Origin of the sequence: Agrobacterium vitis (assembly GCF_037039395.1) — a bacterium.
Lineage (GTDB): Bacteria > Pseudomonadota > Alphaproteobacteria > Rhizobiales > Rhizobiaceae > Allorhizobium > Allorhizobium vitis_E.
The window spans coordinates 1077515-1103191 of the sequence record NZ_CP146242.1; the positions used below are offsets into that span (position 1 = coordinate 1077515).

At 57.4% G+C, this 25677-nt stretch carries 26 protein-coding genes, 2 tRNA genes and 1 pseudogene; 19 read left to right on the forward strand and 10 right to left on the reverse strand.

The genetic code is table 11. The features are described 5' to 3' along the window. Positions 1 to 111 precede the first annotated feature (111 nt). Positions 112 to 1008 carry a MurR/RpiR family transcriptional regulator gene (locus tag V6582_RS07705; RefSeq protein WP_156631951.1) on the forward strand — a complete coding sequence of 299 codons (897 nt, stop codon included), beginning with the start codon at positions 112 to 114 and terminating at the stop codon, positions 1006 to 1008. 91 nt (positions 1009 to 1099) lie between these two features. On the opposite strand, the gene V6582_RS07710 is transcribed toward V6582_RS07705, so the two are convergent. Continuing rightward, positions 1100 to 2725, reverse strand: a complete 1626-nt coding sequence (locus V6582_RS07710) for an ABC-F family ATP-binding cassette domain-containing protein (RefSeq protein WP_156631952.1) — start codon at positions 2723 to 2725, stop codon at positions 1100 to 1102. 489 nt (positions 2726 to 3214) lie between these two features. On the opposite strand from V6582_RS07710, the gene V6582_RS07715 reads away from it, so the two are divergent. The 6 genes from V6582_RS07715 (at position 3215) to V6582_RS07740 (ending at position 8683) form a co-directional block, all read left to right on the forward strand. Then, positions 3215 to 4273, forward strand: a complete 1059-nt coding sequence (locus V6582_RS07715) for a glycosyltransferase family 4 protein (protein ID WP_197434383.1) — start codon at positions 3215 to 3217, stop codon at positions 4271 to 4273. Next, positions 4270 to 5241 (forward strand): glycosyltransferase family 2 protein, encoded by a 972-nt coding sequence (locus V6582_RS07720; RefSeq protein WP_156631954.1) that lies wholly within the window; start codon positions 4270 to 4272, stop codon positions 5239 to 5241. The genes V6582_RS07715 and V6582_RS07720 overlap by 4 nt, the downstream gene beginning before the upstream one ends. Positions 5242 to 5510: 269 nt before the next feature. Next, positions 5511 to 6722, forward strand: coding sequence for a hypothetical protein (locus tag V6582_RS07725; protein WP_156631955.1), 1212 nt, complete (start codon positions 5511 to 5513; stop codon positions 6720 to 6722). A gap of 2 nt (positions 6723 to 6724) precedes the next feature. Beyond that, the gene (locus V6582_RS07730; RefSeq protein WP_156631956.1) at positions 6725 to 7378 is read left to right on the forward strand and encodes an ABC transporter ATP-binding protein; all 654 of its coding nucleotides are present in this window, start codon (positions 6725 to 6727) and stop codon (positions 7376 to 7378) included. Between the two features lie 38 nt (positions 7379 to 7416). Then, on the forward strand, positions 7417 to 8322 hold the full coding sequence (locus tag V6582_RS07735) for a hypothetical protein (protein WP_349508941.1): 906 nt from the start codon (positions 7417 to 7419) through the stop codon (positions 8320 to 8322). Next, on the forward strand, positions 8315 to 8683 hold the full coding sequence (locus V6582_RS07740) for a hypothetical protein (protein WP_349508942.1): 369 nt from the start codon (positions 8315 to 8317) through the stop codon (positions 8681 to 8683). The genes V6582_RS07735 and V6582_RS07740 overlap by 8 nt, the downstream gene beginning before the upstream one ends. Positions 8684 to 8979: 296 nt before the next feature. On the opposite strand, the pseudogene V6582_RS07745 reads toward V6582_RS07740, so the two are convergent. Then, positions 8980 to 9105: pseudogene (locus tag V6582_RS07745) on the reverse strand (GNAT family N-acetyltransferase); the annotation flags it as partial. 45 nt (positions 9106 to 9150) lie between these two features. Continuing rightward, positions 9151 to 9225: transfer RNA gene (locus tag V6582_RS07750), tRNA-Thr, on the reverse strand. Between the two features lie 150 nt (positions 9226 to 9375). Here V6582_RS07750 and V6582_RS07755 point away from each other — a divergent pair. The 11 genes from V6582_RS07755 (at position 9376) to V6582_RS07805 (ending at position 16928) form a co-directional block, all read left to right on the forward strand. Continuing rightward, entirely contained in the window at positions 9376 to 9609 is a 234-nt protein-coding gene (locus tag V6582_RS07755) for a hypothetical protein (protein ID WP_156631958.1), read from the forward strand. Positions 9610 to 9758: 149 nt separating this feature from the next. Further along, positions 9759 to 11051, forward strand: a complete 1293-nt coding sequence (gene murA / locus V6582_RS07760) for a UDP-N-acetylglucosamine 1-carboxyvinyltransferase (RefSeq protein ID WP_156631959.1) — start codon at positions 9759 to 9761, stop codon at positions 11049 to 11051. Positions 11052 to 11150: 99 nt separating this feature from the next. After that, positions 11151 to 11618 carry a DUF2948 family protein gene (locus V6582_RS07765; RefSeq protein WP_156631960.1) on the forward strand — a complete coding sequence of 156 codons (468 nt, stop codon included), beginning with the start codon at positions 11151 to 11153 and terminating at the stop codon, positions 11616 to 11618. A gap of 50 nt (positions 11619 to 11668) precedes the next feature. Beyond that, complete coding sequence (gene hisD / locus V6582_RS07770; protein ID WP_337739264.1) at positions 11669 to 12967, forward strand: histidinol dehydrogenase; 1299 nt, start codon at positions 11669 to 11671, stop codon at positions 12965 to 12967. A 3-nt stretch (positions 12968 to 12970) separates the two neighbouring features. Further along, a complete protein-coding gene (locus tag V6582_RS07775) occupies positions 12971 to 13444 on the forward strand; it encodes a UPF0262 family protein (RefSeq protein ID WP_156631961.1) in 474 nt (157 codons plus the stop codon). A gap of 10 nt (positions 13445 to 13454) precedes the next feature. Then, positions 13455 to 13958, forward strand: coding sequence for a low molecular weight phosphatase family protein (locus tag V6582_RS07780; protein WP_156631962.1), 504 nt, complete (start codon positions 13455 to 13457; stop codon positions 13956 to 13958). Between the two features lie 121 nt (positions 13959 to 14079). Further along, the gene (gene infA / locus V6582_RS07785; protein WP_004435948.1) at positions 14080 to 14298 is read left to right on the forward strand and encodes a translation initiation factor IF-1; all 219 of its coding nucleotides are present in this window, start codon (positions 14080 to 14082) and stop codon (positions 14296 to 14298) included. A 16-nt stretch (positions 14299 to 14314) separates the two neighbouring features. Next, positions 14315 to 14935 (forward strand): Maf-like protein, encoded by a 621-nt coding sequence (locus tag V6582_RS07790; protein ID WP_156631963.1) that lies wholly within the window; start codon positions 14315 to 14317, stop codon positions 14933 to 14935. A 58-nt stretch (positions 14936 to 14993) separates the two neighbouring features. After that, a complete protein-coding gene (gene yacG / locus V6582_RS07795; RefSeq protein WP_156631964.1) occupies positions 14994 to 15203 on the forward strand; it encodes a DNA gyrase inhibitor YacG in 210 nt (69 codons plus the stop codon). Between the two features lie 193 nt (positions 15204 to 15396). Continuing rightward, positions 15397 to 15472, forward strand: a tRNA-Phe gene (locus V6582_RS07800). Between the two features lie 328 nt (positions 15473 to 15800). After that, positions 15801 to 16928: a hypothetical protein gene (locus tag V6582_RS07805; RefSeq protein ID WP_156631965.1), complete on the forward strand. Its 1128-nt coding sequence runs from the start codon at positions 15801 to 15803 to the stop codon at positions 16926 to 16928. 62 nt (positions 16929 to 16990) lie between these two features. Here the strand turns inward: V6582_RS07805 and V6582_RS07810 are convergent, their stop codons facing one another. Further along, positions 16991 to 17842, reverse strand: a complete 852-nt coding sequence (locus tag V6582_RS07810) for an NAD-dependent epimerase/dehydratase family protein (protein ID WP_156631966.1) — start codon at positions 17840 to 17842, stop codon at positions 16991 to 16993. Positions 17843 to 18066: 224 nt separating this feature from the next. Between V6582_RS07810 and V6582_RS07815 the strand changes: the two genes are divergently transcribed. After that, the gene (locus V6582_RS07815; RefSeq protein ID WP_156631967.1) at positions 18067 to 18879 is read left to right on the forward strand and encodes a cephalosporin hydroxylase family protein; all 813 of its coding nucleotides are present in this window, start codon (positions 18067 to 18069) and stop codon (positions 18877 to 18879) included. A gap of 222 nt (positions 18880 to 19101) precedes the next feature. On the opposite strand, the gene V6582_RS07820 is transcribed toward V6582_RS07815, so the two are convergent. From V6582_RS07820 to galE, 6 genes are all read right to left on the reverse strand, one after another. Next, positions 19102 to 20442: a glycosyltransferase family 2 protein gene (locus V6582_RS07820; protein ID WP_156631968.1), complete on the reverse strand. Its 1341-nt coding sequence runs from the start codon at positions 20440 to 20442 to the stop codon at positions 19102 to 19104. A 124-nt stretch (positions 20443 to 20566) separates the two neighbouring features. Next, positions 20567 to 21796, reverse strand: coding sequence for a methyltransferase domain-containing protein (locus tag V6582_RS07825; protein ID WP_156631969.1), 1230 nt, complete (start codon positions 21794 to 21796; stop codon positions 20567 to 20569). Then, positions 21793 to 22356: a dTDP-4-dehydrorhamnose 3,5-epimerase family protein gene (locus V6582_RS07830; protein WP_156631970.1), complete on the reverse strand. Its 564-nt coding sequence runs from the start codon at positions 22354 to 22356 to the stop codon at positions 21793 to 21795. Before V6582_RS07830 ends, V6582_RS07825 begins: the two co-directional genes overlap by 4 nt. After that, complete coding sequence (gene rfbG / locus V6582_RS07835; protein ID WP_234889677.1) at positions 22353 to 23474, reverse strand: CDP-glucose 4,6-dehydratase; 1122 nt, start codon at positions 23472 to 23474, stop codon at positions 22353 to 22355. Before rfbG ends, V6582_RS07830 begins: the two co-directional genes overlap by 4 nt. Continuing rightward, the gene (gene rfbF, locus V6582_RS07840; RefSeq protein ID WP_015914874.1) at positions 23438 to 24208 is read right to left on the reverse strand and encodes a glucose-1-phosphate cytidylyltransferase; all 771 of its coding nucleotides are present in this window, start codon (positions 24206 to 24208) and stop codon (positions 23438 to 23440) included. The genes rfbG and rfbF overlap by 37 nt, the downstream gene beginning before the upstream one ends. A gap of 314 nt (positions 24209 to 24522) precedes the next feature. Beyond that, complete coding sequence (gene galE / locus V6582_RS07845) at positions 24523 to 25623, reverse strand: UDP-glucose 4-epimerase GalE (protein WP_156631971.1); 1101 nt, start codon at positions 25621 to 25623, stop codon at positions 24523 to 24525. Positions 25624 to 25677 lie beyond the last annotated feature (54 nt).

Below are 25677 nucleotides of genomic sequence, written 5' to 3' on the forward strand. Positions count from 1 at the left end.
GGGTGGAAAGCCTGCCCTTTGCGGTTAGGATTCAACGGTTTTTGTGGAGAAATGCCCGGCCTGGACAATCGATGCCGGCGACTACTACAGGATCAGGAGCACAGCCAAGCAATGGGCAGGCAGGGTGAACGGACCGGCAGATCACGGCGCATCGACCGTTATGGCGACCGGCTGAAAAAGCGCCGCGATCAGCTTTCACCTGGTCTGCTGACCGTAGCCGATTATATCGATGGGCATCGCCATGCGGTGTTGAGCAAATCGGCGCTGGAAATCGCCTTCGAGACCGGCACATCCGACGCAACGGTGATCCGCGCCATTCAGGCGCTGGGCTTTCGCGGCCTGGTCGACCTGAAGGAAACGTTGAAAGCCTATCTGGGCGAAACCGATTCCCCCATTGAAAAAATGGCCGCGACCACGGATGGCATCAGCGGCAATAGCGATGCTGCCGTGGATTTCGTGCTGGAAAACCAGCAGACTGCCCTGGCGGCGCTGGCAAGCCCAGAAAACCGGGCCGCCCTTTCCAAAGCCGCTTTGCTGATGGCCGAGGCCCGCGCCATCGGGGTTTTCGGCATCGGCGCATCCGGCATTATCGCCAGTTACGGCGCCCGGCTGTTTTCCCGCTCCGGGTTTCCGTCCTACGCTCTTAACACCACAGGAATTTCGCTGGCCGAACAATTGCTCGGACTTGGCACCGGCCATGTGCTGGTCATGCTGCTGCATGGCCGTCCGCATCGCGAAGCCATGACGGTGATTTCCGAGGCCAAACGGCTCGACATACCGCTGATCCTGGTGCTGGGACAGGCCGAAAGCGTGCTGCGCCAGCACGCCAGCGTCAGCCTCGTCGTTCCGCGCGCCAAAAGCGAGCAGGTGGCGTTGCATGCGCCCTCGCTGATGGTAATCGAAACCCTGGCGCTGGCGCTTTCCGCTCTCAAACCGGAACGGACGCTGGAAACGCTGAACCGGCTGGTGGAGCTGCGCAGCACCATTCGCCCCGACAAGCGTGGTTAACCGCTACAGCGCCGTGCGCCTTATACCAAGGCTCGAAGAGTCATCTTCAATGACTCTTCGTATTATATGGCGCACAAAGGTTCGCTGTAGATTATGCAGCGTGCAGGCCCGGCGCTTCCTGGCCGGTGCGCGCCACATATTCCGTGTAACCGCCGCCATATTGATGGATGCCATCCGGCGTCAGTTCCAGGACGCGGTTGGACAGGGCGGCCAGAAAATGCCGGTCATGGCTGACAAACAGCATGGTGCCTTCATAGGCAGACAGCGCCTTGATCAGCATTTCCTTGGTGTCGAGATCCAGATGGTTGGTCGGTTCGTCCAGAACGAGGAGATTTGGCGGGTCGAACAGCATGGCCGCCATCACCAACCGGGCCTTCTCGCCGCCAGACAGTACCCGGCAGCGCTTTTCGACATCGTCACCGGAAAAGCCGAAGCAACCGGCCAATGCCCGGAGCGGCGCCTGCCCTGCCTTCGGAAAGCTTTCCTCCAGCCATTGCAATACGGTGCTGTCGCCATCCAGCACGTCCATGGCATGCTGGGCGAAATAGCCGAGCTTGACACTGGCACCGATGCTGACCGTGCCTTGATCCGGCTCGGTCGTGCCGGCAACCAGCTTTAACAGCGTCGATTTTCCAGCCCCATTGATGCCCATGATGCACCAGCGTTCGCGCCGGCGGACCATGAAATCCAGCCCCTGATAAATCGTCCGGCTGCCATAGGCCTTGTGGACATTCTTGATATTGATGACGTCATCGCCGGAGCGTGGCGCGGGCAGGAAGTCGAACGCCACCGTCTGCCGGCGGCGCGGCGGCTCGACCCGATCGATCTTGTCGAGTTTCTTCACCCGGCTCTGCACCTGGGCCGCATGGGAGGCGCGCGCCTTGAAACGCTCGATGAACTTGATTTCCTTGGCCAGCATCGCCTGCTGACGCTCGAATTGCGCCTGCTGCTGCTTCTCATTCTGGGCGCGCTGGCCCTCGTAAAAGCCATAGTCACCGGAATAGCTGGTCAGCGAACCGCCATCGATCTCGATAATCTTCGTGACGATCCGGTTCATGAATTCGCGGTCATGCGAGGTCATCAGCAGCGCGCCATCGTAATTCTTCAGAAAACTTTCCAGCCAGATCAGGCTTTCGAGATCGAGATGGTTGCTCGGCTCGTCAAGCAGCATCACATCGGGCCGCATCAATAGAATACGCGCCAGTGCCACGCGCATTTTCCAGCCACCCGACAGCTTGCCGACGTCGCCATCCATCATCTCCTGGGAAAAACTCAACCCATCCAGCACCTCGCGCGCCCGGCCCTCCAGAGCATAGCCATCCAGCTCTTCGTAGCGGGCCTGAACCTCGCCGTAGCGCTCGATGATCGCATCCATGTCATCCATTCGGTCTGGGTCCGACATGGCGCCTTCCAGCTCGCGCAGTTCTGCCGCCACCGTGCTGACCGGCCCGGCCCCATCCATCACCTCGGCGACTGCCGAACGCCCGGACATTTCGCCGACATCCTGGTTGAAATAACCGATGGTGACGCCTTTTTCAGTCGAAACCTGGCCTTCATCAGGCAATTCTTCGCCAGTGATCATCCGAAACAGCGTGGTCTTGCCCGCGCCATTCGGACCGACCAGGCCAATCTTCTCCCCCTTGTTCAGGGCGGCGGAGGCCTCGATGAACAACAGGCGATGGCTGTTCTGCTTGGAGATATTTTCAATGCGGATCATGTCGCTTCAGCCCGGAAAAGATGATTTTGCGCGCCTTATGGCATGACTTGCGCGCCCTGTCGCGCCCATTTCGGCCCAGGGCGACAGGGTTGAGAGCAGGATAGGTACTTGCCATATTGGCCAAGGATGCCTGCTGCCTAAAAAGGCCGGACACGTCTCAAATCCGCCAAATGCCTGATATATCCGCAATTCCAACGTTTTTTGCAGACTGGTTTCTCGTATCGTCCCTGTGGTAAAGGCAAGCATGGACTGACGATTGACTTTGCAAAGTCGTGGTCGAAAAGCAGATAATCATTCCACTTCGAAGCTGCCAACTGGAAAGCCTGAGGAGACCGCCCTAGTGAATTTAGCGTCTATAGCCCGGTATCTCTGGTCTTCTCTGGGGCCAGCCAAGTACAAAAAGACGCCAATTGAACGGCAGATCGACTACCTCAAGTCCTTTGTAAGCTACCAGCCTTCAGGCGGGTCCCCCCGGTGGATAGCATGTCCATGTCTCGGCTTCGCATCACCTGGGTCATCCCGGACTTTAAACCTGGAGCGGGTGGCCACATGACGATTTTCCGCATCGCCAGCTATCTGGAACGGTTTGGCCATGATGTCCGCTTCCTCGTGCAAAATCCGACTGTTCATAAAACCGCCGAGGCCGCTCTCGAAACGATCAATAACCATTTTCAACCGTTTTCCGGATCGCTCGAACTCTTTAGCGGTACAACTCCGCAGGCCGAAGGCGATGCCTTGATCGCGACGGATCGCTTTACCTGCTATCCCGTCAACGCCATGCAGCAATTTACCCGCAAATTCTATTTGGTGCAGGATTACGAACCGTCCTTCTATCCGTCGGGTACGGAAGCCCTGCTCACGGAGGCAACCTACCGTTTCGATTTCGATTGTCTGTGCGCCGGCGATTGGCTGCACAAGCGCATGTCGCAGCAATATGGACGATGGTCGGCGTCCTGGCCATTGGCCTATGATGCCGGTATCTACAATCTCGGCACCGGCACGAAGAAGCGCCGCAGCAAGCGCATTGCCCTCTATGCCCGCTATGTCACGCCACGTCGCGCTGTTGAGCTTGCTTTCATGGCTCTCGATATCCTGAGAAAGCGCAATGTCGATTTTGAAGTCGATTTCTTTGGCTGGCCCCTGGGCAAGCTCAAGGTTGACTTTCCCTATCGCGATCTTGGCATTCTGAAGGGTGAGCAACTGGCGGAGCTTTATCGCGAGGCAACCGTTGGCGTGGTGTTTTCCGCCACCAATCATTCGCTGGTCAACAAGGAAATGATGGCCTGCGGGCTTCCCGTCATCGATCTCGATCTCGATACCGTCCGCTCGATCTTTCCTGACAAGACCATGGCCTTCGCCGACCCGACACCGGAGGGCATTGCCGATCAGATCGAGCGTCTGCTCAAGCAGCCTGAGGAGCGTGAGCGTCTTCGGCAAGGCGGCCTCGATTATGTGAAGGACCTATCCTGGGAAAAATCAGCGCGTCTCGTCGAGGCCGCGATCCGGGAACGCGTCGCCCACGGCGCGCAGCAAGGGCCAAAATCATGAGGAAATACCATTGCGCCGTGGTTATCCCGACAAAGAATGCCATGGCGGTCCTGCCAAAGGTGATGGAAAAGGTGCTTCACCAACAAACACCCTGGCCTTATGAGATCATCGCCATCGATTCAGGGTCTCGTGATGGCACGAAAGAATATCTGCGGAGCCTGGAGCGGGTAAAGCTGATTGAAATCGATCCGCGTGACTTCGGCCATGGCAAAACCCGCAATCTCGGTATTGAGGCAGCCGATGCCGAGTTCGTCGCCTTTCTCACCCATGATGCAGAGCCTGTCGATGCCCATTGGCTGGCGCGCCTGGTTGAGGTCGCAGAACAGGACCCCCGGATCGCTGGCGTGTTCGGACGCCATATCGCCTACGATACCGCTTCGCCTTTTACCAAAAGCGATCTTGATCAGCATTTCCGAGGCTTCCTGCATCATCCGCTGATCGTTCATAAGGACCTTGATCCGGCCCGCTATCAGGCCGATGAAGGCTGGCGACAAGTGCTGCATTTTTACTCCGACAATAATTCCCTGATGCGCAAATCCGTGTGGGAACGCTTTCCCTACCCCGATGTGGAGTTTGCCGAAGATCAATTATGGGCAAAAAGCATTATCGAGGCCGGCTATTGGAAAGCCTATGCGCCAGACGCGGTGGTCTATCATTCCCATGACTACAGTTTCATCGAGCAAATTCGCCGGGCTTTCGACGAATCCCGCAACTTCACCCGGTATTTCGGCTACCGACTATCGCCGCACCTGAGCCAGGCTCTGGCCGGGATGGGAAAGTTTACCTTCCAGGCTTTTCGCCAGAAGATCGATCCGGCCTATGGAACAATTACCTTTAAGGACAGGCTGAAACGGGCCACGCAACGCATCGCACTCGTCGCCGGGCATTGCCTTGGAGCCAATCACGAAAAGCTTCCCGGTTTTTTAACCGATCGCCTGTCGCTTGATAATAGACTGTTCAAGTCCTAAATCGTCCTGAAACGCAAACGTGACATTACAATTTCTCTCACGCCACGTTAACGCCATATCTACCGATGATATCAGCAAAATAAGTGGGATCGGTCTGTGAGCGGCAGAGACTGCTTGACCTTCGCATCGAAATGCGACCTGCGAAGCAGTAATGAGCCACCATGGCTGTTGCCTGTTGAGACGAGGCAATTGAGAATATATGAGCAAAAGGGTATGACCGTTACGGACAAAGGATGTTTCCGCATCGCTTGCGCCAACAGGAACGCAATATGAGCCTTGAAGTCGGGTTTCCCGTTCATGATGCCCAAAAGACCAATCGAGGACAAGCTGGCACCCCTGGCTTGTCTGAGAAAGGTATTGTCGGGAGGCTGCTTGGCCTGTTTTTCACCAAGAAAAACTCTCTTATTACGTTCGTGCTGGTGCCGAGTGTTTTTGCAGCGATCTATTATTTCCTGATTGCCAGCGGCCAGTATATTTCCGAGACCCGCATGATTGTTCGCACCATCGGCGTCAGCGAACGTTTCGACACGTCTGAGCAAAGAGAAGGCCGCTCGATCATCGGCGGCGATTCGCTGACTCAGGACTCCTACATCGTCGCCAATTACCTGAAGTCGCCTCAGATCGTCAGGAAGCTCGACACCGAAATCGGGCTACGCAAATTTTTCCTGAAAGATGAAATCGACCCGCTATCGCGTCTGTCCAGCGAGCCAACATCCGAGGACCTTCATAAATACTGGATGCAGCATGTCGATACCTATGTCGATGGCCCGTCCGGGATTATCATTTTTACCGTTCGAGCCTTTTCGCCCGAGGATTCGGTCAGCATATCCAAGGCGGCCCTCGCCGCCGCCGATGAAATGATCAGCAAGATTTCCGACAAGGCCAAGAGCGATCTGGTCAACCGGGTCGAGCACGACTTGATCGGCAGCCTTGAAGACTATCGCAAGGCGCTGGACGATCTACGGGAATATCAGAACAAGACAGGTATTCTCGATCCGGTTTCATCCGCAAAAATGGTCAGCACGATCATCTCCAAACTGACCGAGCAGAAATTGAATCTGACAATCGATCTGAAATCCCTCGAAGCCGCCAAAGCGGACAATACAGCGCGTGGCAGAGAGCTTCGCCGGTCGATTCAGGCAATAGACGATCAGATACAATTGCGCCAGAACAGCCTGGCGGGCAAGGATATCAACGATCAAACGCAGCTTTCGAGCAGCATGATCGAATTTTCAAGGCTGGAGACACGGCGGATCGTAACCCAGGCGCTTTACGAGGCCACGGTCAAAAATCTCGATACTGCAAAATCCACGGCACTGAAACGAACCACGTTCGTTTCTATTTTCTCGGATTCGCATGCGCCGGAAAAGTCAAAATACCCAGAACGTTTTTCCGCATGGCTCATCCTGTCTGCTGGCCTCTTCACGCTTTGGATGACAGCAACTCTGGTCTGGATGTCTATCGAGGATCATAAGGCCTGACGATGATCACTCTTGAAAACGTGACGAAATATTACAAGACAGCGGCTCATCGCCGGTTTATCCTGCGCAATCAGAGCATGCAGTTTACCGCCGGGCGTTCCTATGGACTGCTTGGGGTGAACGGTGCCGGGAAGTCGACCACGATGCGGCTCATCTCGGGTGCGGAATTGCCAAACAAGGGGCGCATTCATCGACAGGTACGGGTTTCCTGGCCGCTCGGTTTCGCCAATGGCCTGAACCACATGTTGAGCGGAAAGGAAAACCTGAAATTCGTCGCCAGGGCCTATGGCGAGGATTTTCACCGAGTGCTGCGCTTTGTCGCCGAATTTGCCGAAATTGGCAGCTATCTGAACGAACCGCTGCGCACCTATTCGTCCGGGATGATGGCACGCTTTGCATTCGGCCTCTCCATGGCCATCGAGTTCGATTGTTATCTTGTCGACGAAATCACGGCTGTCGGCGACTCGAATTTCCAAAGACGCTGTCGTGAAGCCTTCAGGGCAAGGCGTACAAAATCCGATGTCATCATGATCTCCCACGACATGGACACGATTAAGGATTATTGCGATGTCGCTCTTGTGTTAATTGACGGTCATATGGTGCAATTCGATAGTGTCGAAGAGGGTATCGCCACATATATGCGACTGAATCGCTAGGGTTGTCAGGAAAAGTGGAAGACGTGTCAGAGAAAACAGTGACGGACGACAAGAAAATGCTGGAGGCAGACCTGCCTCCCGTGCTTGCGCGCAGCCAAAAACTGGCCTCTGCGCTGAGTTCCTATGCGCGCGCCCTGACATTCGAAAACCGCAGCCGCCGCAATCTCTATCGGCTTGCAGGTCTTGCGCCGCGTACACGCGACCGGGTGTTTGCCGTCATCTTGATGATCTTTATCGGTGCGACATTCGTGCTGCCGATGAGTGCCAGCATCCTTTACTATGCTTTTCTTGCCAGCCCCGGCTATGCCTCGGAAGTGCGGTTCATTGTGCGCTCCTCCGTTCCGTATCTGTCTCGCGATCGGTATTCGAGCGATACGGTCGAACCAAAGATGAAAATTGTTCAGGACACCGCTATCCTCCTGAACTATCTCAACAGTCCGGCGATCATCCAGGATTTGCAAAAATCTGTCGATCTTCACAAAATTTATGGTCGAGACGACATTGATAGATTTTCTCGTCTTCGCGAAGACGCCACCCAGGACGACATCCTCAAATATTGGAAAAAGCGATATAGTGCCTCGGTAAACACGAAAAGCGGCATCGTTGAGCTGGAGGTCACGGCTTTCACACCACAAGAAGCGCACGACCTGTCAAAATTGGTCCTGAAACTTTCCGAGCAGCAGATCAATAAACTGAGTGCGGGCATGTGGGATGACCTTCTGGTTTCGACACAGCGGGATGTGGACAATGCAACGAAGGAAGTCGGTGAGACTGCGTGGGAAGCTTCGCGATACGCAGAATCAAACAGGCGTTTTCGATGTGGATCTGTCGGCCACCAGCATCATTACCGTGTTGACCAATATCGAATCGAGTATTGCCGATCTGAAAAGCCGTCGCATGGCCCTCAGCCAGAGCGTCAGTGCGAGTTCTCCCCAAGTGGCTGAGATTGACCGGCGTATCGCTGCGCTCGAGGAACAATCCAAAAGCATGCGGGCTAAAACTGCGGGCGTTTCGACAGGCGCAGACGGTAATCTCGCCGATTATTCCAGCGTATTCGAAAAGCTTAACCTTGACCTGAAAATGGCAGAAAGCCGAATGAAATCGGCAATCAGCGACTTCGAGAAAGTGAAGCTGGTCAGCTCTCTGCAACTTGTCTATCTTGACAGTTTTACCGATTCAACGCTGCCTGACACCAATAAATATCCAAGTACTGGTCTAAACCTGCTCCTGAGTTTGCTGGCCTTTGGTGCTATCTGTGGCGCAGCTTGCGGAACGGTGCTGATTGTTCGCAAGAAGCTCGACTGAATTCAGGTTTTGTTACGGCATGGTGAAGGTCAGGGCAGGACCGATTAAGTGAACCCTGCTAAGACGGCGCTGAAACAGAAAATTGACGTGATGTACGCTGTCATCATGAGAGACATCCGCAGCCGTTTTTTCAATCATGGACTGGGGTTTCTAATTGTGCCCCTCTTTCCTGTGACCGTGCCTCATTAGCTTAGGACATTTGAATCTGGAATTTTCCACTTATGGTCCTGCGACGCAGAGAAAAATCCAATGAAGGCAAGAGGTTTTGCGGCAAGCCTCCGGTCAGGTGGAACGTCTCACTTCAGCTCCATAAGTCCTGCTTCGGTATGCCTGAAGCCGCAATTACGGTAGAACGAAGTCAGATGCGGCTGGAAATCGACATGCAGCCACTTTGCTCCACGCTCTCGCGCTACATTTGTGGCAGCAACCAGCAATGCAAGTGCTCTAGTAATTTCAATGGGATGAAATGGTGCTGCTAGAGAGATTTGAACTCTCGGCCTCTCCCTTACCAAGGGAGTGCTCTACCCCTGAGCTATAGCAGCATCTGGCGAAGCGGACTGTGCCGCTGCGGAACGAGTGGGCTATTGCCACAGGATGGCGGGGCGCGCAAGCAGCAAAACGTCGTTGGGCGAATAAAATAGCAAAACCTTGCCTATCTTCCGGTTTATCCACATTTGCGCTATGACGCCGCCATGACAGACGAGACCGATACATCCAAGGCCGAGCGCGTGGCAGAAGCCAAGCGGATTGCCACGCTGAACACCCAGGCGCAGGCAGAGCGCCGGCGTGAGCGGGCGGCTCAGAAATTGCGGGAAAACCTGATGCGCCGCAAAAGTCAGGCGCGGGCGCGCCGGGCTGGCGGCGCCGATGAAACAGATGGACTGCCCGCCGCACATTTGCCCCAACCGGATGACACTGAAACGTGAAACAGCGAAACCTGAAACGGCGAATTGAACGGCTGGCGGTTTTCCTCTAAACACCGCGTGTATTGCAGTGCCTCTCATTGCTGTCATGGCGCGACACACTCTTCAAACCAAGAAAGGCGGGGGCAGGCCTTGCCCCCTGATCACTCTTTATGGATCGTATCAGGATTGTCGGCGGCAACGCCCTTAACGGCATCATTCCTATTTCCGGCGCCAAAAACGCTGCCCTGCCCTTGATGATCGCCTCGCTCCTGACCAGCGACACGCTGACGCTGGAAAACGTGCCGCATCTGGCCGATGTCGAGCTTCTACTGCGCATTCTGGGCAATCATGGCGTCGACATTGCCGTCAATGGACGGCGCGAGCGCCAGTCCGGCAGCTATTCTCGCACCATTCACTTCACCTGCCGCACCATCGTCGATACCAATGCGCCCTATGAGCTGGTCTCCAAGATGCGCGCCAGCTTCTGGGTGATCGGCCCATTGCTGGCCCGTGAGGGCAAGGCCCGCGTCTCACTGCCCGGTGGCTGTGCCATCGGCACCCGCCCGGTCGATCTGTTCATCGACGGCCTTCGCGCGCTGGGCGCCACAATGGAGATCGACAGCGGCTATATCGAAGCCACGGCTCCAAAGGGCGGCTTGATTGGCGCGAGCTATACATTCCCCAAGGTTTCCGTTGGCGCCACCCACGTCATGCTGATGGCGGCATCGCTGGCACGCGGCACAACGGTGATCCACAATGCGGCGCGTGAGCCGGAAGTGGTGGATCTTGCCAATTGCCTGAACGCCATGGGCGCGAGAATCACCGGCCAGGGCACAGCCACCATCACCATTGAGGGTGTTACCAGCCTATCTGGCGCCCGCCACCGTGTTCTGCCGGACCGGATCGAGACCGGCACCTATGCCATGGCCGTCGCCATGACCGGCGGCGATGTCACCCTGGAAGGCACCGATATCGCCCTGCTCGACACCGCCGTCGAGGCATTGCGCCGGGCTGGCGCCGAGGTTTCCGCCATCAAGGATGGCATTCGCGTCATCGGCCATGGTGACGCCATTCGCCCGGTCGATATCGTCACCGAACCGTTTCCGGGCTTCCCGACCGACTTGCAGGCGCAGTTCATGGGTCTGATGACCCGCGCCCAGGGCGTGGCGCATGTGACGGAAACGATTTTCGAAAACCGCTTCATGCATGTGCAGGAACTGGCGCGGCTCGGTGCCAAGATCACGCTCAGCGGCCAGACCGCCCGTATCGAAGGCGTACAGCGCCTACGAGGCGCGCCAGTCATGGCGACCGATCTGCGCGCCTCTGTCTCACTGGTCATCGCTGGCCTTGCCGCCGAGGGCGAGACATTGGTCAACCGAGTCTATCATCTGGACCGCGGCTTCGAGCGGCTGGAAGAAAAGCTGACCCGCTGCGGTGCGATTGTGGAACGAATCAGCGACTGAGCACCCAGATATTTCAAGCTCTTCAAGCAAGGCTGCCCGTTGCTTAATGACGGCGGGCAACCTATCTGCAAGAGCAATTGCAATAGTGGGGCCATGCGCATGACCGATCTCAAGCTTCTATCGCTGGACGAGGAAGATCTCGCCATTCTGTCTGCCCATATGCAGGATGCGGTGTTCAAACCAGCCGATGTGGATTATGCGGCAAAGTCCGGGGTGTTTTCCGTCGCCGTCAACCGTTTCGTCTGGGAAAAAGCCGGAAAAGGCGGCGGAATATTTCGCCGCGCCAAGAGCTTCGAGCGCCGCCGGGCCTTACTCACCATCAAGCGGGTGCAGGCGGTGCGCTCCATCGGCATAAGCCAGACAGATAAGGACCAGGTGATGAACCTGCTGGCCGTAACCTTCACCCCTAAGGGAGAGGGCAAGGGAGATGGCCCTGAAGGTCGGGTGGAACTGGTATGCGCGGCGGGCGCCACCATTGCTTTGGATGTTGAATGCATTGAAGTACAGCTTGCAGATACCGGCGGCGCGTGGGAAACCACTTCAAGGCCCCGGCATCCCGGAGCTTGATGGCCGGAGCCTGATGGATAAGGCAGGCCGGTAAGAAGGAAGAAGGCGCAGTGGCAGTTTGGCTTGAGCAGGCATCGGACGATTTCGAGGCGCGGTTTACCGCATTTCTCACCACCAAGCGGGAAGTGTCCGAGGATGTAAACGCAGTCGTCAAAACCATTATCGACGATGTGCGGGCGCGCGGCGATGCTGCCTTGGCGGAGTATTCGCATCGGTTCGATGGGCTGGATTTCGCAGTCACACCCATGCGCGTCACCGCAACTGAAATCGACGCCGCCTTTGCCGAGGTCTCGCCCGAGCTTATCGATGCGCTGCATCTTGCCGCAGAGCGCATTGAGCGCCACCACGCCCGCCAGATGCCCAAGGACGATATCTACGAAGACGCCATCGGTGTCGGTCTCGGCTCCCGCTGGACGGCCATTGATGCTGTTGGCCTCTATGTGCCGGGCGGCACGGCAAGCTATCCCAGTTCTGTGCTGATGAATGCCGTTCCGGCCCGCGTTGCTGGCGTGCCGCGCGTCGTCATGGTCGTGCCCGCCTCCGGCGGCGCCATCAATCCCACGGTGCTGGCTGCGGCAAAAATTGCTGACGTGACGGAAATCTACCGGATCGGTGGCGCTCAGGCTGTCGCCGCACTCGCCTATGGTACGGAAACCATCGAACCGGTCGCCAAGATCGTCGGCCCCGGCAATGCCTATGTGGCCGCCGCCAAGCGCCATGTGTTCGGCACAGTCGGCATCGACATGATTGCCGGCCCTTCGGAAGTGCTTGTCATCGCCGACAAAGATAATGACCCCGACTGGATTGCCGCCGATCTGCTGGCGCAGGCCGAACACGACCGGGGCGCTCAGTCGATCCTGATTACCGACAGTCCGGACTTTGCCAAGGCGGTTGAGGCCGCCGTCGAGCGGCAGCTGAAAACGCTGAGCCGCAGCGAGACCGCCAGCGCCAGTTGGCAGGATTTTGGCGCGCTGGTCATTGTCCCGAACCTTGGTGCTTCCGTGCCGCTTGCCAACCGCATCGCCGCCGAGCATCTGGAGCTGGCAGTTGCCGATCCCGATGCGCTGATGGCGGGCATTCGCAATGCCGGCGCGATCTTCATCGGTCGCCATACGCCGGAAGTGATCGGCGATTATGTCGGCGGCTCCAACCACGTCCTGCCAACGGCCCGTTCGGCGCGGTTTTCCTCCGGCCTGTCGGTGCTGGATTTCGTCAAGCGCACCTCGATCCTGCGGCTAGGCCCGCAACAGCTTAGGCAATTGGCGCCTGCAGCAATCGCCTTGGCCAAGAGCGAAGGGCTGGATGCCCATGCCAGATCCGTCGCCATTCGGCTCAATCTTGAGGACTAGCTGATGGCCAAGGGCGACTTCAAGCTTTTCGATGTCGTTCTCGATGAAACGATCGGGCGCTCGACGCCCGATGTCGAGCATGAGCGGGCAGTGGCGATTTTCGATCTGATCGAGGAAAACTCTTTCGAGCCAGTCGGTCATCCAGGTGGACCTTATCGCCTTAGCCTGTCCCTGGTGAATTCCCGGCTGGTGTTTACCATCACCACTCAGGAAGGCGAGGCTGTCGCCACTCATATCCTGTCGCTGACACCACTCAGGCGGATCATCAAAGACTATTTCATGATCTGCGAAAGCTATTACGAGGCGATCCGCTCCTCCACACCCAGCCACATCGAGGCCATCGATATGGGACGGCGCGGCATTCATAACGATGGCTCGCAAACTCTGAAAGACCGGCTGAAAGACAAGATCAATCTCGATTTCGACAGTGCCCGGCGGCTCTTCACGCTGGTCTGCGTGTTGTATTGGCGCGGCTGAGGCGTCCGGCATGAGCGAACCGACCCAAGACCCTACCGGCATCAACGTCGATCATGGCCATGAGAGAGCCGTACCCCACTCCGTGCTGTTCCTCTGCGGCATGAATGCCGTTCGCTCACCCATGGCCGAGGCCCTTGCCAAGAGGTTGTTGCCATCAGGTGTCTATGTGGCCTCGGCGGGCGTGCGGCATGGCGAGCGCGACCCTTTCGTTGATGTGGTGCTGGATGAAATCGGGCTGTCGCTCGGCAAGCGCCAGCCACAGACCCTGGACGAGCTGGAGGATGACTTTTTCGACTTGGTCGTCACTCTCGCCCCCGAAGCGCATCATGCCGCCCTGGAACTGACACGCTCCTCTTCCGTTGAGGTGGTGTATTGGCCGATGCCGGACCCAACCGTGGAGGCCGATACCCGCGACCAGCAACTGGCCGCCTATCGCGAGGTGCGAGACCGGCTGGCGGTGCTGATCGAGCAGCGCTTCAGACGGCCGGGAACAAGCCCGCTAGGCGGCGTTTGAAACAAATTCGAAAAGCCCGATCTACAAGGTTCACAAAAGCCCAGTGATTGTGTAGGTTCCGGCCACATTTTGACCGGGGCGGTAGCCGCCTCGACGAAACACACAGAAAGACAAGGCATCAATGGCTAAAGAAGAAGTCCTCGAATTCCCCGGTGTCGTTACGGAACTGCTGCCGAACGCCACATTCCGGGTGAAGCTCGAAAACGAACACGAAATTATCGCCCATACGGCTGGCCGTATGCGCAAGAACCGCATCCGCGTGCTGGCTGGCGACAAGGTCCTGGTGGAAATGACACCCTACGACCTGACCAAGGGCCGTATCACCTATCGCTTCAAGTAACGGCGAGGAGCCGCCTATGGCCGGCAAACGCAAGCTGATCCTGGCTTCAGGCTCCCCCCGCCGCGTCGAACTGCTACGGCAGGTGGGCCTGGAAGCCGATCGGCTGATGCCGATGGATCTGGACGAAAGCCCCTTGAAGAACGAGCAGCCGCGCTCGCTGGCGCGCCGCTTGGCAACCGACAAGGCCAAAGCCGCCCTGGAGGCCAGTGCTGACGAGGCGGAGTGGAAAGGCGCTTTCATCCTGGCGGCCGATACGGTGGTTGCCGTTGGCCGTCGGGTGCTGCCGAAGACCGAATATAGCGATGAGGCCATTGCCGCTCTCAACCTGGTTTCCGGCCGCAATCACTGGGTGTTTACCGGTGTCTGCCTGATTACGCCGGATCGCAAGATCCGCCAGAAGGTGGTGGAAAGCAAGGTACGCTTCAAGCGTCTGTCGGAAGCGGAAATCAACGCCTATATCCTGTCCGGTGAATGGCGTGGCAAGGCTGGCGCCTATGCCATCCAAGGCATTGCCGGCAGTTTCGTACAAAAACTGGTCGGCTCTTATTCCAATGTCGTCGGCCTGCCCCTGTATGAAACCGTGCAATTGCTGGCTGGCGAAGGCATGGATGTGCAAGCCCGCTGGTCGGAAGGATGAGCAGCCCCGGCAGGCAGGCCCCAGCGCGTGAAGGCTGATGCCAAGCAAAGGATGACACATGAGTGACGAGCCAGCACATACCGCCAAGGTGGAACCCTTGCGCAAACCCCTCCCCTGCCCGGAATGCGGCCATCCATCCCACCGCGAACACTATCCCTTCTGCTCCGACCGCTGCCGCACCCAGGATCTGTCGCGCTGGCTGAAAGGCTCCTATGCCATTCCCGTGGCCGAAGACGAATCCAACCCGGATGACGACGGTCGATTCTGAACCGGGACAGCCATTGCAATTTCAGCGTAAGCTTCTGTTTTAAAATACCTTTCAATCTTTTTACATGCATCGTCAAAAAAGTGTCTTTTGGCGCTGGACATGAAAAATTTAGATGGTATAACCGCGCTGCTTCCGGGGAAAAGTTTTCCCCTAACGGCAAACAACCCTGAAACAAGGTATGTTTGGCCAGGATGCCCGGATAGCTCAGTTGGTAGAGCAGCGGATTGAAAATCCGCGTGTCGGTGGTTCAAATCCGCCTCCGGGCACCATTATTTCAAGTAAAATTTCCTATATTCCTTGCTTCATGTGGTTATGAAGTCCATGGCCACGCCAAGGCTCGCACCAGTTTGTCATCTTAAAACAGCATCGAAAGCTGCGGACACCTCTCCTATTTTGTGCGTTTGATAACAGAATGGCACGGAATTGTTGTTGATCCTTTGCATCCGTAGAAACGGAGTGGATGGCGCAGCAAGGTCTTTTGGAGCTTGTCAGGGAAAAGTGGAATCCGACTTTCTCGAAAAGACAAACGAAAACAACAAGAGTGAGAGAATGGCTGGTTCAATCTGACCCTGACAGACTCTAGATCGTGAGATGCCGATGCCGAAGCTTTCTGTTTGTATTCCTGTGGAGCCGGGCCATGTCCTGCCAGTCCATCTGGTTACGGAGCTCCTGAAGAATGAGACCGCTGATCTGGAAATCATTCTCTCCGGCTTTGGCGACACAGTGCATCGTCCTGGGCAATTCGCGGACATAGCGGCGCGCGATAGACGCTTGCGCCTTCTGCCACCTGCGCCGGAAACCCTTTCGGCAGCCCAGCTCTGGATCGGTACCTTGGCTGCGGCTGAGGGCGATTGGGTGTCGCTTGTCCATCCCGAAGACATGATCGAGCCGGATCTTCCCGAGCTGCTCTCCTCTCTGGAAATAAAACATCCCCAAGTGGATGCGTTGGGATGGAGTGCATTTCAGATCTCGGCGGATGCACCGCGCCATATCAAGACCAATGTGGCGATCCCGGTGCTGCATAATATTACCGAATTTGAGAAGGCTCCGATGCTCGAGGCTTTCTTTCATTGGAAAGAGGCACGGCAAGTGCCGCGCATGCCCTTCGGTCTTTATCATGGGGCCATCAAGCGCAGCCTGATCGATAGTGTACTTTCGGCTTGCGGCGCACTGAGTTGGCTAACCCTGGTGCCACACTATGAGTGGGCGGCCCGCGTGCTGCTGTTTGCCAATGCACTGGCCTTTTGCAATCGCCCCCTGTCCGCCGTGCATGCACAACCGTTCCAGCCCCGTCCCGTGCCATCCGCCATCAAGGATTTTCCGCTGCATGCCGGAATAGGCTTGACGGCTGCCATTGCCGAGGTCCAGGCCCGAGTGCTGATGGAGCTTGGCAGCGAATGGGCAGGCTTTGGCGAGGATTTCGTCCGCGCCTGTATGTATGACTGTGCTTTCGAACATTCCGCTGGCCCGTTTCGGGCAAAATATGAGGCCTATTCCCGTGCCTTTATGTCCATGCCGGGCGGTCAGGTATTGGCCCGGGCCTTCGCACCACCCTTTTCTGCCACACCCTATGAAGACAGACAGCAGGGCCTGCATGGCAAGGTTCTGTTGGTAGACCGCTTCATTGGCAATGCCGTCAACGCCCAGCAGTTCTACGCCGTGGCGCGCAGCATGATGACGCCAATCAGGATCATCGCGGAGCCAAACGCCCGCGCGAGTGCCTGAAGCCAGAGTCAGGATGCATGCGATAAACTATGGCAAAAGCATTAACCGGCATCCATTCCTCCTCAGTCGGGCTTGATCGCCTCAACATTGCACACGCCGACCACCGCCAGGGGATCGGAAGGATGGATCTCCGCCGTTCCGAATTCCAGTAGGTCGCGGCGGCTATAGTCATCGGCGATACGTTCCACCAGCGCCCGAATGGTGATCGCCTTGCCGGAGCAGATATTGATCGCGCCGGTTTGTCCGGTATCGACCACGCCGGCAATCATCTTTCCCGCCTCTTTCACATCCAGAAAATCGCGCCATTGCGTGCCCTTGGAAAGCTTGGCAACGACACCTTGCTCGAGGCGCTGCCTCACGTAAGGCACAAGACGGGCCGGATGCTCGCCTTCCCCATAGAGATAAAAGATCCGGCACCAGGAAAACCCAAGGCCAAGGCCTGCGAAATACCGGTCCAACATCTGGTAGGTGGAAAGCTTGGCGGCAGCATAAAGCGTCTTCGGCTCAAGAGGCGAATCCACGGTCAAATGGTCTGATGGCAGGCGATATTCAACACAAGTGCCAAGGCCGATGAAATGGGCAACGCCAGCACGGGCCGCCCCTTGCGCCAAGGCCAAACTGCCGGTGACGCAGTGAAAATTCAGCGGCGAATCCAGATATTTCCCCGCCTCCACATACCAGGCGGCGTGGATGACCGCGTCGCAGCCCTGGCACTGGGTCGCCCACCAATCGGCCGATTGCGCAAAGACATCCGCCGTCTCGATCACTCTTGCGGCACGGCCCTCTGTGGCAAGAACGCTTGAGGATTGTGGCCGCACGACAGCCACCACGCTGTGTCCGGCGTTCAGCAGAGCACGGTGTATCTGCCTCCCGACAAAGCCCGTCGCTCCCGTCAACAGTATCGTCTTGCCCATGCCTGCCACTCCAATTTTTCTATCTGCGATACCCCTCGGCGCAGCGAGATTTCAGGAAGATACCGCCGATACGACGCATTGCACGCCATAAGACGCCAACCCATTTATGTCTTCAAGAGACACCCTGCTTATTCAACCATCATTACAGCCACAGACACGTCAGGCTCACGCAGGTAAGGCAGCCTAGCGTCTGCGAAGGCAGGCAATAACTGAACGGACCCGCAATGAATACTGTCGAAGATTTCAAGGCTTTGGTAAGCCGTAACATCCAGTCGATCGGCGAGAGCAAGGAATTCCTCGATTTGTCCAATCGCTGGATCGAGACATGCATACCGCTGGGCTATATGTATAATTTCAGCTGGCTGGGCCGGCCCATCATCCAGATCCCGCAGGACAGCTATGCTATCCAGGAGATGATCTGGTCGGTCAAACCGGATCTGGTGATCGAAACCGGCATAGCCCATGGCGGCTCGCTGGTGATGAGCGCCTCCATGCTGGCAATGATCGATTATTGCGAGGCCGTGGAAAAAGGCGAAATGCTGGACCCCAAGGCCAGCCGCCGCAAGGTGCTCGGCATCGACATCGATATCCGCGCCCATAACCGTGCCGCCATCGAGACACATCCAATGAGCCACAAGATCAGCATGATCGAGGGCTCTTCCGTCGCCGCGGACATCATTGCCAAGGTCAAGGACGCAGCCAAAGGCTACGAAAAGGTCATGGTTTTCCTCGATTCCAACCATACCCATGAGCATGTCTTGCAGGAACTGGAGCTTTATGCGCCGCTTGTCTCCAAGGGCTCCTATTGCGCTGTCTGGGATACGCTGGTGGAGGACATGCCGGAAAGCATGTATCCCGAACGGCCCTGGGGTCCGGGCGACAATCCCAGAACCGCGGTCTGGGAATATATGCGACGCTTGGAGCAGGAAGGCCGTACGGCTGCCGATGGCACGCCGCTGCACCTTGAATACGACCACGGGCTGGAGCACAAAATCGCCATCACCGTTTCACGCGATGGATTTCTGCGGCGGGTGTGACGGCTGGAAGATCTTTGATAAGCGACAACGCCATGCGTTTTATAAAACGCATGGCGTTGTCGCTTTCTATATTTGCTGCATAAATTTCTCCTCAAATCGATCCCGATTTAAGGAAACGAGCAATAAATTACCTCACCGTTAGATGGCTGAAAAGTCACTACGACTGTGAGGTAGCACGGTAGATAGCTTGGTCGATCTCTGAAGAAAGGGAGGCGATTAAGTTCAGCGCCGCCGGCCTCTGGTATGTCGGTCATTGCGCATGGCGACCGGCTTGCCGGGAGCTGCTTTTTCAGAACTGGCAACACGCATATTTCCTTCGAGCCGCATAAGTTCGTTGGTGGCAAACTCCTCTTCGTTCTGCAGACGCAAGCCTGTCGGACGGACGAGAATATCGTCGGGAGCCACAACCATCGCCGAGACGACATCCCAAAGCTCGGCGGGGGACGTTGCCCCAGCGATATCGGCAAGCACCATCACCCCTGCAGAGGTCGCGCCGCTCATGGGCGTCACGGGTACGTCGCCGCGCCAGACCGGTTGGTAATGTAAAAGAAACCTTCCACCCTGCCAATTGCGGAAGGCCGTCTCGTAACCTGCGCGAATGATGTCAAAGGCCTCCCTGTCTCGATAGGTTTCGGTATTGAGTGCGCAGGCGCCTGCATAGCCCTTTTCCCACCCCGTATAGTTGACATTATAAGTCTTCCGGAACCATTGCTGGGTGACGCCAATGGTCGCCGTACAGCCCAGAAAGGAGCTGAATGGGAAATCCCGCAGCGTCGGGTCTTCATCAAAATTCTTGCCGAATTCGTCCATGAAAATTTTGGCCCGCATCTTGGTGTCTTCCAAGCGGCCGATGGAAAAAGAATTGCTCTGGGGGCAGGCTCCAAGCACTGAAAATGGCCGTTGGCACACCACGAAGTCCTGCGCTTCACAGATCACTTTCATCGCAATATCGTAGTCGACAACCGGATGCTCAAAGTAACGGTGATGATATTTGGCATAGATCCGATCCAGCAGCCTTCGCCTGATAGCGGAATGGTAGATGGAAAAGCCCGACGTTGGAACGGATGTCGACTCGTGCCAGCCAAACATCCGGCGCATCGGTTCCGCCCTGGGTAAACGGATGACGCTTCGATCAAACGGCACAACCACGGTACAGACCGCTTCTCCTTCAACCGGCCAGGAATAATTCAAAATCCCCCAGGATAATGCCTCCGTATCCGGATTAATCTTGACAATCCGCAGGATCAGTCCGGCGACGTCCGGCTCGATGAAATCGTCGTCGCCGATGAACACCACCCACTCGCCTCGGCTGGCATGAATCGTCCGCTCCCAATTGTCCATCATCGACAGGACACGATCGGTTGTAGGAAGATAGACAATACGCTCATCCGTCGCGAGGTCCGCCATGAAATCGTTCATCACGGTGGGATCGTCGGAATTGTCGGTAAAAATGAACTCGACGTCGGTGCGCGTGTTGCGCAACAGTCCCGCAATGGTCTTTTGGAAATAGATTTGCCGGTTGCGCGAAGGGACGCAAATCGAAAGGGTTGGCTTGTCGGTCATCGAGGGTCTCCTGGATCTACGCTTTGTGCCAGCCACTATTTGGCGCTGATTGTATCGCCGGGACGTGGCAGCGTGTCTCTCGGCAGGATCGGCTGGCTCTCCTGCGTTATAGTGGCGTCCGCCGTTATGGATGGACTGTCAGGTTCGGCACCGCGGTCACGAATTTCCCACCCCAATCGGCGATATAAGAAAGCTGTTGTTTGATTTCTGCCGTCAGATTCCATGGTAGGATCACCAGTCTGTCAGGTTTGCGGGTTTTCAGAACCTCTTCCGAAACAATCGGCACGCGGCTTCCGGGAAGAAACATACCTTGCTTGGCCGGGTTCTTGTCGACGACGAAAGCAATCTGGCCGGCTTTGATGCCGGCGAAGTTCAATAGCGTATTGCCCTTGGCCGCTGCACCGTAGGCGGCAACAGACAGGCCTTTCCGGTTGCAATCGATCAGGAAGGACAGGAAATCGTCGCGCACGGCTTCGGCCTCAGTCTGGAAACCGTCATAGCCGGTCACGGCATCAAGACCGGCCGCTCTTTCACGCGCCAGCATCGCCTCGACAGCCGGTGTGCGGACATGGGCCTTGCTGTCGGCCCGGCAGGCCAGCACCCGCAGGCTGCCGCCATGCCAGGGCGTGGTTTCCACATCAAACGCCATCAGTCCGTTGGCGGCGAAAATCCGGTCGACGGCCAGAAGCGACAGATAGGAATAATGCTCGTGATAGGCCGTATCGAACTGGCGCTCCGCGATCATATTCATCAGATGCGGAAATTCAAAGGTTGCAACCCCCGCAGGTTTCAGCAATTGGGCAAAGCCTGCGACGAAATCGTTGATGTCAGGCACGTGCGCCAGCACATTGTTGGCGGCAGTCAGATCCGCGGCCCAGCCGTCGGCCACCAGCTTTTTCGCCAGCTCTACGCCAAAAAACTCTTCGACGATGTCAATGCCCTTGTCACGTGCGGCCCGGGCCGTGCTGGCCGTCGGTTCGACACCCAGGCAGGCGATGCCGCGCTCACGCACATATTGCAGCAGGTAGCCGTCATTGGCGGCCACTTCCACCACTTTTGCCCCTTCGCCAAGCCCGAAGCGAGCCGTCATCGCCTCGACATAAGATTTGGCATGCGCCAGCCAGGACGAGGAAAACGAGGAAAAATAAGCATAATCATCGGAAAAGAAGGTTTCACGGGCGGCGAAATCCTCGGTCTGCACCAAAAGGCAGTCTTCGCAGACCCGGATGACCAGCGGATACCAAAGCTCCGGCTTTACCAGATCCTTGGCCTTCACATAGGAATTGGAGGGCGGCGCGGTGCCAAGGTCGAGAAAGGGTCGCATCCGAAGCGATCCACAATGGCGGCAATTCATGCAATCAGTCCTTCAAAGTCGGGCTGGATCAGCGGATGGCTCTGGTCTCGGGCAGACAGCCGCTCAACCGGCAAAGGCCAGGTGATGCCGATCCGTGGATCCTCCGGCTGAAGCCCGCCCTCGGCCTCCGCCCGGTAAGGGGCGGAATGGGTATAGATCATCCGCACCGTATCGCTCAGCGCCTGAAACCCATGAGCAAAGCCAGGCGGGATCAACAGCGAGCGACAATTGTCGCCCGACAGTTCGACGCAGACATGCTGGAGAAAGCTCGGCGAGCCCTGGCGCAGATCCACGGCCACGTCGAGGATTGTGCCTTCAACACAAGTCACCAGTTTCCATTCGGCAAAAGGCGCATGTTGAAAATGCAGGCCGCGCACGGTGCCTTTTTGTGACGTTCCGGTTTCATTGACCTGCAAGACCGGCCCCGGCCAGCCAAAGGCCGCAAGCTCTTCACCGCAAAACAACCGGCTGAGAAAACCACGCTCGTCGCCAAACCGGCTGCGGGTCAGCAGCGTCAGGCCGGGAATCGCGGTGTCTTCGGGCTGGAACCGTTGGCTCATACCGCTCGCCTCACATCCATGCCGAGACCATGGGCATAATCGGCAATATCGGCAAGGCACAGGTCTCTGGCCGATGCGCCGGCGGCGAGCCGTCGATACCAGTTCATGGTGCGCGCCACCGTTTCCTCCAGCGACCAGAGCGGCCTGTAGCCGAGTGTCGCCGAGGCTTTGGAACTGTCGAGCATCAGATAACCGGCTTCATGGGGACCGTCGCTGCCATCGCCCAGCACCACCTGACCGCTGCCGAAATGCCTGACGGCCAGGGCCAGAACATCCGCAACGCAAGCCGCACCGGCATGGTCGGGGCCAAAATTCAACGCTGTCAGCGAAGCTGGATCATGCCACAGATGGTGCGCCATGGAGATGTAGCCTGCCAAGGGCTCCAGCACATGTTGCCAGGGGCGGACCGCGTTCGGACGGCGCACGTCGAGCGGCGCACCGATACTCCAGGCGCGCACCGCATCCGGGATCAACCGGTCCTCAGCCCAATCGCCGCCGCCGATGACATTGCCGGCCCGCGCCGTGGCGAGACCGACGCCGCGCGCGGCAAAAAACGACGACCGGTAGCTGGAGACGACGATCTCAGCCGCCGCCTTGCTGGCGCTATAGGGATCGTGACCGCCGAGCGGATCGGTCTCGACAAAGGCCTTGCCGGTCTCGGCATTCTCATAGACCTTGTCGGTGGTGATGACGACGATGGACTTCACATCCGGGGAAATCCGAAGCGCTTCCAGCACATGCGCTGTGCCTTGCACATTGGTCTCAAAGGTCGCCAAGGGATCGCGGTAGCCAAGCCGCACAAGTGGCTGGGCCGCCAGATGAAAGACGATCTGCGGCTTTACCCGGGCGACAACAGCCGCCACGGCATTACGATCACGCAGATCGCAAATGCCGCCTCTCGCGTGAGCGTCATGACCCGTCAGCAGGCCGTACAGGTTGGGCACCGTCTGTGGCGCAAGGGCCAGACCGCTGACCTCGGCGCCCATTTGCGTCAGCCAAAGCGCCAGCCAACTGCCCTTGAAGCCGGTATGGCCGGTCAGGAGCACTCGTTTGCCGGCCCAGAACTGTCGGTCGATCATCATCACCAGCTCTTCCATGGCGGGCTGCCACCCGCCCATAGGTCTTCCAGATGGTTCTTGTCGCGCAGCGTATCCATCGGCTGCCAGAAACCGTTATGCAGATAGGCGCAAAGCTCGCCGTCTTCGGCAAGGCTGGTCAAAGGCTCGGCTTCCCACGGCATGTCATCGCCAGCGATCCGGTCGATGCATTTGGGTGACAGTACGAAGAAGCCGCCATTGATATAGCCCGCCTCGCCCACCGGCTTTTCCACGAAGCCACGCACCATCGGTCCGTCCATTTTCAGGGCGCCGTAGCGGGCTGGCGGCTGCACGGCGGTTACCGTTGCCAGCTTCCCATGTTCCTTGTGAAACCGCAGCGTGGCGGAAATATCCAGATCGGAGAGGCCGTCGCCATAGGTAAAGCAGAACGCTTCCTCATCCTTGAGGTAGGAAGCAACCCGCTTCAGCCGTCCCCCGGTCATCGAGCTTTCACCGGTATCGATCAGGGTCACGCGCCAGTTTTCAGCGCTCTTGCGGTGAAATTCCAGCCTGTTATCGGAGAGATCGAAGGTGATATCCGACATATGCAGGCCGTAATTGGCGAAATATTCCTTGATGATATAGCCCTTGAACCCGCAGCAGATGATGAATTCGCGGATGCCATGAGCATAATAGAGCTTCATGATGTGCCAGAGAATCGGCCGCCCGCCGATCTCGATCATCGGCTTTGGCCGCAAATGGGTCTCTTCGGAAATCCGCGTGCCGAGACCGCCAGCCAGGATAACCGCCTTCATCGCCCAATCTCCGTGCCGACCATTGCCTACCCTACCCATTCGCCGCCTGTCCGGTTTCAAGCGGATTACGGCTGGATGCCTTTGTTTTCATACGCGGAATCCCCACGTAAACGGGCAGGATGCGCAAACTGGAGGACTTGCGGAAAAGATCATGCCCGATCACGATACGGAAGGGCCGCCGATCCTGAACAGAACGACGGTCTCCCTATCGGCCAACCCTAGCGAGGGAAACTGTCGTCAAACTGGAGCGTGTTTGCTGATCCGGGTTCGGCATTTCGGCTAAAAAGCTCCCGCAAGCCTCTGCGCGGCATTTCCTAGAGTCTGTCAGGTTCATATTGAACCAGACAGACTCTCGTTTCTTTTGTTTGAGTTTGTCTTTTCGGGAAAACCGGTTTCCACTTTTCCTTGACAAACTCTAGTGGCGTTGCGCGCGTCCTCAGGCAGCGTCTTTCCCATTCGAGGGAGGTGCGCACAATCATATCCAGCCCCGGGTTGTCAGCCATCCAGCCCAGACGCTGGCGCGCAAGGCCTGGATCGGCAATCACGCAGGCGGCATCGCCAGGGCGCGGCGCATCAAAGACAGTCGGCAGCCTTTGGCCCGCAACCCGTTCCACCGCAGCGATGACTTCTTTCACCGAAGCGCCGTCACCATAGCCGCAATTGGCCACCAGCGACGGGCCGCCACCACGCAGATAGGCAAGCGCCTGTTGATGGGCAGAGACCAGATCGTCGACATGGATATAGTCGCGGATCCCCGTGCCATCCCGCGTTGGATAATCCGTTCCGAACACCGTGATATGGGGACGAAGACCAAGCGCCGTCACGCAGGCGGCCTTGATCAGGTGGGTGGCGCCCTTTGTGGATTGGCCTGTCCGCCCTTTGGCATCACAGCCTGCAACATTGAAGTAACGCAGGGCGACGAAGCGAAAATCCGGATCGGCGCGGGCCGTATCGGCCAGCATCAGTTCGGTCATCAGCTTGGATTGACCATAAGGGCTTTGCGGCCTCAGCGGATCGGTTTCGCGCACCGGGCGATCTTCGACAGGCGCGCCATAAACTGCAGCCGTCGAGGAAAAAACCAGCTTGCCGATACCGGCCCGCACCGTCTCCTCGATCAGGATCGAGGAATTGACGGTATTGTTTGTGTAATAGTCCATCGGATTGGCGATGGACTCGGAGACGACCACCGAGCCTGCAAAATGAAAGATCGCCTCGATGGAATGATGCGCGAAGATCTGCCGCAACAGGTCACGGTCGCCGATATCGCCGAGATAAAAGCGCGCGCCGGGCGCAACAGCACCGCGAAAGCCGGTGGACAGCCGGTCCAGCACAACGACCTCGTGACCAGCGTCCACCATTGCCCAGACCATATGGCTGCCGATATAACCAGCGCCACCCGTCACCAAGATTGCCATGACCGCCCCACTACAGCCTCGTCTCTGGCCGCAGCTAATCTCCTCGGGTTTTTC

Bases quoted from the DNA above. Each gene is read 5' to 3' on its own strand.
- V6582_RS07705 (WP_156631951.1), top strand. From the start codon at position 112: ATGGGCAGGCAGGGTGAACGGACCGGCAGATCACGGCGCATCGACCGT.
- V6582_RS07710 (WP_156631952.1), bottom strand. From the start codon at position 2,725: ATGATCCGCATTGAAAATATCTCCAAGCAGAACAGCCATCGCCTGTTG.
- V6582_RS07715 (WP_197434383.1), top strand. From the start codon at position 3,215: ATGTCTCGGCTTCGCATCACCTGGGTCATCCCGGACTTTAAACCTGGA.
- V6582_RS07720 (WP_156631954.1), top strand. From the start codon at position 4,270: ATGAGGAAATACCATTGCGCCGTGGTTATCCCGACAAAGAATGCCATG.
- V6582_RS07725 (WP_156631955.1), top strand. From the start codon at position 5,511: ATGAGCCTTGAAGTCGGGTTTCCCGTTCATGATGCCCAAAAGACCAAT.
- V6582_RS07730 (WP_156631956.1), top strand. From the start codon at position 6,725: ATGATCACTCTTGAAAACGTGACGAAATATTACAAGACAGCGGCTCAT.
- V6582_RS07755 (WP_156631958.1), top strand. From the start codon at position 9,376: ATGACAGACGAGACCGATACATCCAAGGCCGAGCGCGTGGCAGAAGCC.
- murA (WP_156631959.1), top strand. From the start codon at position 9,759: ATGGATCGTATCAGGATTGTCGGCGGCAACGCCCTTAACGGCATCATT.
- V6582_RS07765 (WP_156631960.1), top strand. From the start codon at position 11,151: ATGACCGATCTCAAGCTTCTATCGCTGGACGAGGAAGATCTCGCCATT.
- V6582_RS07775 (WP_156631961.1), top strand. From the start codon at position 12,971: ATGGCCAAGGGCGACTTCAAGCTTTTCGATGTCGTTCTCGATGAAACG.
- V6582_RS07780 (WP_156631962.1), top strand. From the start codon at position 13,455: ATGAGCGAACCGACCCAAGACCCTACCGGCATCAACGTCGATCATGGC.
- infA (WP_004435948.1), top strand. From the start codon at position 14,080: ATGGCTAAAGAAGAAGTCCTCGAATTCCCCGGTGTCGTTACGGAACTG.
- V6582_RS07790 (WP_156631963.1), top strand. From the start codon at position 14,315: ATGGCCGGCAAACGCAAGCTGATCCTGGCTTCAGGCTCCCCCCGCCGC.
- yacG (WP_156631964.1), top strand. From the start codon at position 14,994: ATGAGTGACGAGCCAGCACATACCGCCAAGGTGGAACCCTTGCGCAAA.
- V6582_RS07805 (WP_156631965.1), top strand. From the start codon at position 15,801: ATGCCGAAGCTTTCTGTTTGTATTCCTGTGGAGCCGGGCCATGTCCTG.
- V6582_RS07810 (WP_156631966.1), bottom strand. From the start codon at position 17,842: ATGGGCAAGACGATACTGTTGACGGGAGCGACGGGCTTTGTCGGGAGG.
- V6582_RS07815 (WP_156631967.1), top strand. From the start codon at position 18,067: ATGAATACTGTCGAAGATTTCAAGGCTTTGGTAAGCCGTAACATCCAG.
- V6582_RS07820 (WP_156631968.1), bottom strand. From the start codon at position 20,442: ATGACCGACAAGCCAACCCTTTCGATTTGCGTCCCTTCGCGCAACCGG.
- V6582_RS07825 (WP_156631969.1), bottom strand. From the start codon at position 21,796: ATGAATTGCCGCCATTGTGGATCGCTTCGGATGCGACCCTTTCTCGAC.
- V6582_RS07830 (WP_156631970.1), bottom strand. From the start codon at position 22,356: ATGAGCCAACGGTTCCAGCCCGAAGACACCGCGATTCCCGGCCTGACG.
- rfbG (WP_234889677.1), bottom strand. From the start codon at position 23,474: ATGGGCGGGTGGCAGCCCGCCATGGAAGAGCTGGTGATGATGATCGAC.
- rfbF (WP_015914874.1), bottom strand. From the start codon at position 24,208: ATGAAGGCGGTTATCCTGGCTGGCGGTCTCGGCACGCGGATTTCCGAA.
- galE (WP_156631971.1), bottom strand. From the start codon at position 25,623: ATGGCAATCTTGGTGACGGGTGGCGCTGGTTATATCGGCAGCCATATG.